Origin of the sequence: uncultured Ligilactobacillus sp., from assembly GCF_948826705.1 — a bacterium.
Classification (GTDB): domain Bacteria; phylum Bacillota; class Bacilli; order Lactobacillales; family Lactobacillaceae; genus Ligilactobacillus.
The window spans coordinates 1-5300 of the sequence record NZ_CAQLEL010000053.1 but is presented as its reverse complement, the minus strand read 5'-3'; the positions used below and the strand labels follow the sequence as shown (position 1 = coordinate 5300).

At 39.4% G+C, this 5300-nt stretch carries 6 protein-coding genes and 1 riboswitch; of the genes, 1 reads left to right on the top strand and 5 read right to left on the bottom strand.

The window, feature by feature from the left end; translation table 11 throughout:
* Nucleotides 1-113 (bottom strand): MerR family transcriptional regulator (locus tag Q9Q35_RS02985; RefSeq protein ID WP_370648878.1); only part of this gene is annotated, 113 nt, incomplete at its 3' end.
* A gap of 289 nt (nucleotides 114-402) precedes the next feature.
* Here Q9Q35_RS02985 and Q9Q35_RS02980 point away from each other — a divergent pair.
* The gene (locus tag Q9Q35_RS02980; protein ID WP_304652067.1) at nucleotides 403-1980 is read left to right on the top strand and encodes an Nramp family divalent metal transporter; all 1578 of its coding nucleotides are present in this window, start codon (nucleotides 403-405) and stop codon (nucleotides 1978-1980) included.
* A 175-nt stretch (nucleotides 1981-2155) separates the two neighbouring features.
* On the opposite strand, the gene Q9Q35_RS02975 is transcribed toward Q9Q35_RS02980, so the two are convergent.
* The 4 genes from Q9Q35_RS02975 to Q9Q35_RS02960 all read right to left on the bottom strand — a co-directional run bounded on the left by Q9Q35_RS02975 (nucleotide 2156) and on the right by Q9Q35_RS02960 (nucleotide 5141).
* Entirely contained in the window at nucleotides 2156-2722 is a 567-nt protein-coding gene (locus Q9Q35_RS02975) for an ECF transporter S component (RefSeq protein ID WP_304652066.1), read from the bottom strand.
* A 128-nt stretch (nucleotides 2723-2850) separates the two neighbouring features.
* Nucleotides 2851-2977: riboswitch (FMN riboswitch) on the bottom strand.
* 53 nt (nucleotides 2978-3030) lie between these two features.
* Nucleotides 3031-3756 (bottom strand): pseudouridine synthase, encoded by a 726-nt coding sequence (locus Q9Q35_RS02970; RefSeq protein WP_304652065.1) that lies wholly within the window; start codon nucleotides 3754-3756, stop codon nucleotides 3031-3033.
* Between the two features lie 46 nt (nucleotides 3757-3802).
* Complete coding sequence (scpB, locus tag Q9Q35_RS02965; RefSeq protein ID WP_304652064.1) at nucleotides 3803-4384, bottom strand: SMC-Scp complex subunit ScpB; 582 nt, start codon at nucleotides 4382-4384, stop codon at nucleotides 3803-3805.
* Complete coding sequence (locus Q9Q35_RS02960; RefSeq protein ID WP_304652063.1) at nucleotides 4374-5141, bottom strand: ScpA family protein; 768 nt, start codon at nucleotides 5139-5141, stop codon at nucleotides 4374-4376. The genes scpB and Q9Q35_RS02960 overlap by 11 nt, the downstream gene beginning before the upstream one ends.
* Between the last annotated feature and the right edge of the window lie 159 nt (nucleotides 5142-5300).

Here is a 5300-nt window from a genome sequence, read left to right as displayed (position 1 = left end):
CGATTAGTTGGAGTACGATAAGCTTTTAAAGTCCCATTATTATCCCAGCGTTGTAGGGTCAGAACAGTAACGCCCAATCTTTCAGCCATTTCTTTTGGTTTTAATATCGCCATAATATCTACCTCACATTTCATCTTTTTTGTAGATATTATATCGCGTTTGATTACATTTTAATATATTTTGATTAACAGTTATTTCCTCCTACTAAAAGTCTTCACTTATAATATACGCTAAATTTGATGATTTTTTTGCTAAATCTGAATAGTTCTTTTAAATTTGTTTCAAGCAACATAAGTTAGGTTAAAAATATTTTTTGTAAGGCACACCTAAAAAATACTTTTAATTTGACTTAATAAGGTGTACAATGTCTAAGTACCTAAAAAAGGAAGGACGGTTTTTATTGTGGATAAACAACACGAAAAACACAAACTCGTTGAATATGCGAATGGTCCCTCATTAGAGGAAATCAATGGTACTGTTACAGTGCCTAAAGGGAAAGGATTTTGGCGGACCTTGTTTGCCTACTCTGGCCCGGGTGCCTTAGTTGCGGTAGGTTACATGGATCCAGGTAACTGGTCAACCTCCATCACCGGTGGACAAAATTTCCAATACCTATTAATGTCCGTTATCTTGATGTCAAGTTTGATCGCGATGCTTTTACAATACATGGCTGCCAAACTTGGTATCGTGAGCCGGATGGACTTAGCCCAAGCGATCCGTGCCAGAACAGGTAAGACGCTCGGGATCATTTTATGGATCTTGACCGAATTAGCTATCATGGCTACTGATATTGCTGAAGTTATCGGGGCTGCGATCGCCTTATATCTCTTATTTGGTATCCCACTAGTATTTGCTGTATTTATTACCGTATTTGACGTTTTACTTTTGCTTTTATTGACAAAAATCGGTTTTAGAAAGATCGAAGCGATCGTTGTTGCTTTAATTTTAGTTATCTTGTTCGTCTTCATCTACCAAGTTGCGCTATCTAATCCTGATTGGGGTGCGGTTTTTGCAGGTTTCATCCCTACTTCACAGACTTTTGCAACTTCACCTGAAGTTCATGGTATGACACCATTGAACGGAGCATTAGGGATCATCGGTGCGACGGTTATGCCTCATAACTTATACTTACACTCTGCTGTTTCCCAAACTCGTCAGATCGATCATAACAATGAAGAAGACGTTGCTGAAGCCGTACGTTTCTCTGCTTGGGATTCTAATATCCAATTGAGTGCTGCTTTTGTCGTTAACTCATTACTTTTGATCATGGGTGTTGCTGTCTTCAAAAGCGGTGCAGTAGACGATCCCTCATTCTTCGGTCTTTATGAAGCTCTATCTGATACATCAATGCTTAGCAACGGCCTCTTGATCTCAGTTGCTAAATCAGGGATCCTCTCTGTGCTCTTTGCTGTTGCCTTGCTTGCTTCTGGTCAAAACTCAACTATCACGGGTACATTGACTGGTCAAGTTATCATGGAAGGTTTTGTTCATTTGAAGATGCCACTTTGGGCTCGTCGTTTGATCACACGTTTGATCTCTGTTATCCCAGTTTTAGTCTGTGTTTCGCTTTCAGCTGGTCAAAGCGCTGAACAAGAACATGAAGCGCTCAACAACTTGATGATCAATTCTCAAGTATTCTTGTCCTTAGCCTTACCATTCTCAATGTTACCATTATTGATGATGACAAATAGTAAAGCGGAAATGGGCGAACGTTTCAAAAACTCACTTTGGGTCAAAGTTTTAGGTTGGCTCTCTGTATTAGTATTAACGATCCTTGATTTCAAAGGCCTACCAGACACGGTAGCTGGTTTCTTCGGTGATAATCCATCAGCTGCTCAACTTCAATTAGCTAATGGGATCGCCTATACCTTGATCGTTGTGATCGCAGCGCTTTTGATCTGGACAATGTATGAACTATACAAAGGCAATAAGCGCTATGCTGAAAAATTAGCTGCTCACCAAACAGATAATAACAAATAATTATTAATAAGCAAGCTAAGAAGCTACTAACCTAAATTAAAAATATCCGATCAATTTTCACTTTTGGAGAAAATTGATCGGATATTTTTATACTTATTTTTAAACTATTCAAATTGTATATTCTCTAACTAAATAGGCTCACTCATCCCAAAATGATTTCATCATGAGCCCTTTTTTACGAATGAAGATATTTTTTATGTTCGATCCAAACACTCAACTTTTTATAGACCAGAATAAAAGCTGTTCCGATCACGATCCCCTTGATCAAGTTAAATGGTACGACTCCAAATAAGATCAATTGACCTAAAGGAAGGCTTAATTTCATCCCTAACAAGTTCATATATAGTGGGATCGTCACGAGCCAGTTAAGCAAGGATAACACAACTGTTAAACTTAGCGTTGCCCCTAAAACAGCACCTATGACACTTTGCCATATTAATGATTTGTTTTTGAGTAAATAGTAAAGTGGTAAACAAAACGCTAACGTAGCCACCAAACTCAAGCTGACTCCGATCAATTGTGGTAATGATGGTCCTGCGATCAGAAAATACAACAAGGAGCGTAAAAATGCGACCTGTATCCCACCTAATGGTCCCAAAATGAAGAAAGCTAATAAGATCGGAATATCCGAAAAATCTAGCTTCATAAACGGTACGATCGGAACTACCACAAATGATAGAAACATCAAAAGATACGAGATAGCAGCTAAGCATGCTGCTACTATCCAACGTTTTACTGCCAAATCCAATTCCTCCTAAGAGGTCCATCTCACAGTAGATCCTATATCAAAAATAGACCTCTGTTGTTCATCTTGAGCAACAGAGGTCTATTTTCATCGGTAAAGTATCCACTCCACCCATGTATATAAAACCCTATCTTCTCTCATCCAGACTTTAACTGTCGGTACTGGGATCACACCAGTTCAGTCCCCATAATAAACGAGGAGTCGCGGACTTTTACCGCCGGTCGGGATTTACACCCTGCCCTGAAGATAAACCTAAAATATTATCACATTTAGTCTAGCATACTAACTTAAAAAAAACAAGTAACTTACTTATTTCCTAACTCATAAAGGGCCTTTATTTCTTCACGTGTTAACTCACGATATTGTCCTGAGCTCAACCCAGCTAAGGTCAAAAAGCCATATGTTTCACGTTTGAGCTTCTTAACGGGATGCCCGACAGCTTGAAGCATGTTCTTGACCTGATGATTTCGACCTTCGTGGATCGTCAACGATACGATCGATGTATCATTTTTTTTATCTAAAGACAAGATCTTAGCTTTTGCCCGAGCACTCTTTTTGCCATCTTTTAAGAAAACACCTACGCGTAATTGCTTTAAAGCATCATTTTGAACGATCCCTTTGACCTTAGCTACATAGGTCTTATTTACTTTATAACGCGGATGCATCAAACGATTAGCAAGTTCTCCGTCATTAGTCAATAAAAGCAGACCAGAAGTGTCATAATCTAACCGTCCAACAGGATAGATACGTTCACTATGATCATTAAAGTAATCAGTCACCACTTTACGGTCCTTATCGTCTTTAGCCGCGCTGATAACACCGCGTGGCTTATAGAAAAGGTAATAGACCTTTTCTTCTCGCTCGATCAAGTGTCCATCGACCTCGATCACATCATTTCCGTCAACTTTTTGACCTAATTCTTTGATGACCTTCCCATTAACTCGAACTCGTCCGGCCAAGATCATTTTTTCACTGGCACGCCGAGAAGCCACCCCAGCGTTAGCCATTACTTTTTGCAGTCTTTCTGCCATTTTTACACCCACTGCAACAACTGCAGTTTTTTCCTTTCACTATCAACTACTCTTCATCATCTAATGCGTCGTTAAATAATGACATCAGATCGTCTGAAGTAGCTTCATTTTTTTCGTCATCTTGTGGTAATTCAGGCAACTGTGCTAGCGACTCGATCCCAAAATAATTAAGGAAATTTTCCGTCGTTTCATACATGATCGGACGTCCGGGGGCATCCATCCGACCAGCTTCTTTGATCAGGTCTAACACTAACAACTTTTGTAACATCCCACTTGATTGCACTCCACGGATCTCATCGATCTGGATCCGAGTCACAGGCTGCTTGTAAGCCACTACAGCTAGCGTTTCTAGTGCAGCTGAGGATAATTCCGTCATTGCCGGTGATTCAAAATACTGTTTGACCAGCTCAGTTACAGCTTTCTTGGTCACCAAGCGATAACGCTCTTGTGCATGGATCAACTTTAAGGCAGTATTGGCATCCTGTTTATATTTTTTTTCGATCAAAGCTAACTGATCTAAGACAGCCGGCTTCATGATCCCCGTCAATTGTGAAAGCTCTTGTGCTGTTATTCCTTCATTTCCACTTACAAACAACAAACTTTCTATTTTAGCTTGATTAGACAGCATTTACTTCACCACTCACTAACTTTATTGGTCCTAAAATATCTTCTTGCGTGGCTCTGATCGCTCCTTGTTTGACCAATTCAAGAAGTGCTAAAAAGGTCGTCACCACTAGCTCTAATGGTGCGCTTGCTGCAAACAGATCATCAAATTCGATCGGTTCTTTTGCTTGTTTGACCAATTTTTCAACCCGCGTGATCTGATCTTTTAAAAAATAACGTTCTGATTCTATCTTACGCATAACTGGTTTTTGGACCTTACGTTTGAGCATCAAGCGTGCAAATGCTTTTTGCAATGCAGTTATATCACAACTATCAGGATCAAGCTTGCCTAAACTAGCCCCAGCTGGTACAAGTGCTTGTTCACGCGGATACAACTTCATTCTTTCATCAGCATAACCGCGCATATTTTGAGCAGCAGTTTGAAATGTTTGGTGTAATAGCAATTGTTGCACTAAACTCTCACGTGGATCTTCAATTTCGTCATCTGTTTGTAAACTGGCTTGTTCATTTGGTAAAAGCATCTTACTTTTGATATTGACCAGCATTGAAGCTGTAACCAAATACTCCCCAGCAATGTCTAATTGCATTTCTTTTAATTGATGCAAATAGTCAATATACTGGGTAGTTATTTCAGCCATCGGAATGTCATAGATATCCATTTGATTTTTCTTGATCAAATGTAACAACAGATCTAAAGGTCCCTCAAAATCAGGAACTTTAAACAGTAACTCTTTTACATTTGGCGTCGCTTCATTTTTCATTATGGTGCTCCCATTTAGCTATCAAGGTCGAAGCTTCAATATTACCCATGATCTTCTTATCTGGATAAAGTTCGGCTAAGTCATCTAGCATCAAAAAGCACAGTCCTTGACTTCTTTCCGTTGGTGTTACTGCTATCTGACGTACCATGATAAAATCTT

Excerpts from the sequence above, each read along its gene's own strand:
- Q9Q35_RS02970 (WP_304652065.1), bottom strand. The coding sequence starts at position 3,756 with ATGGCAGAAAGACTGCAAAAAGTAATGGCTAACGCTGGGGTGGCTTCT.
- scpB (WP_304652064.1), bottom strand. The coding sequence starts at position 4,384 with ATGCTGTCTAATCAAGCTAAAATAGAAAGTTTGTTGTTTGTAAGTGGA.
- Q9Q35_RS02960 (WP_304652063.1), bottom strand. The coding sequence starts at position 5,141 with ATGAAAAATGAAGCGACGCCAAATGTAAAAGAGTTACTGTTTAAAGTT.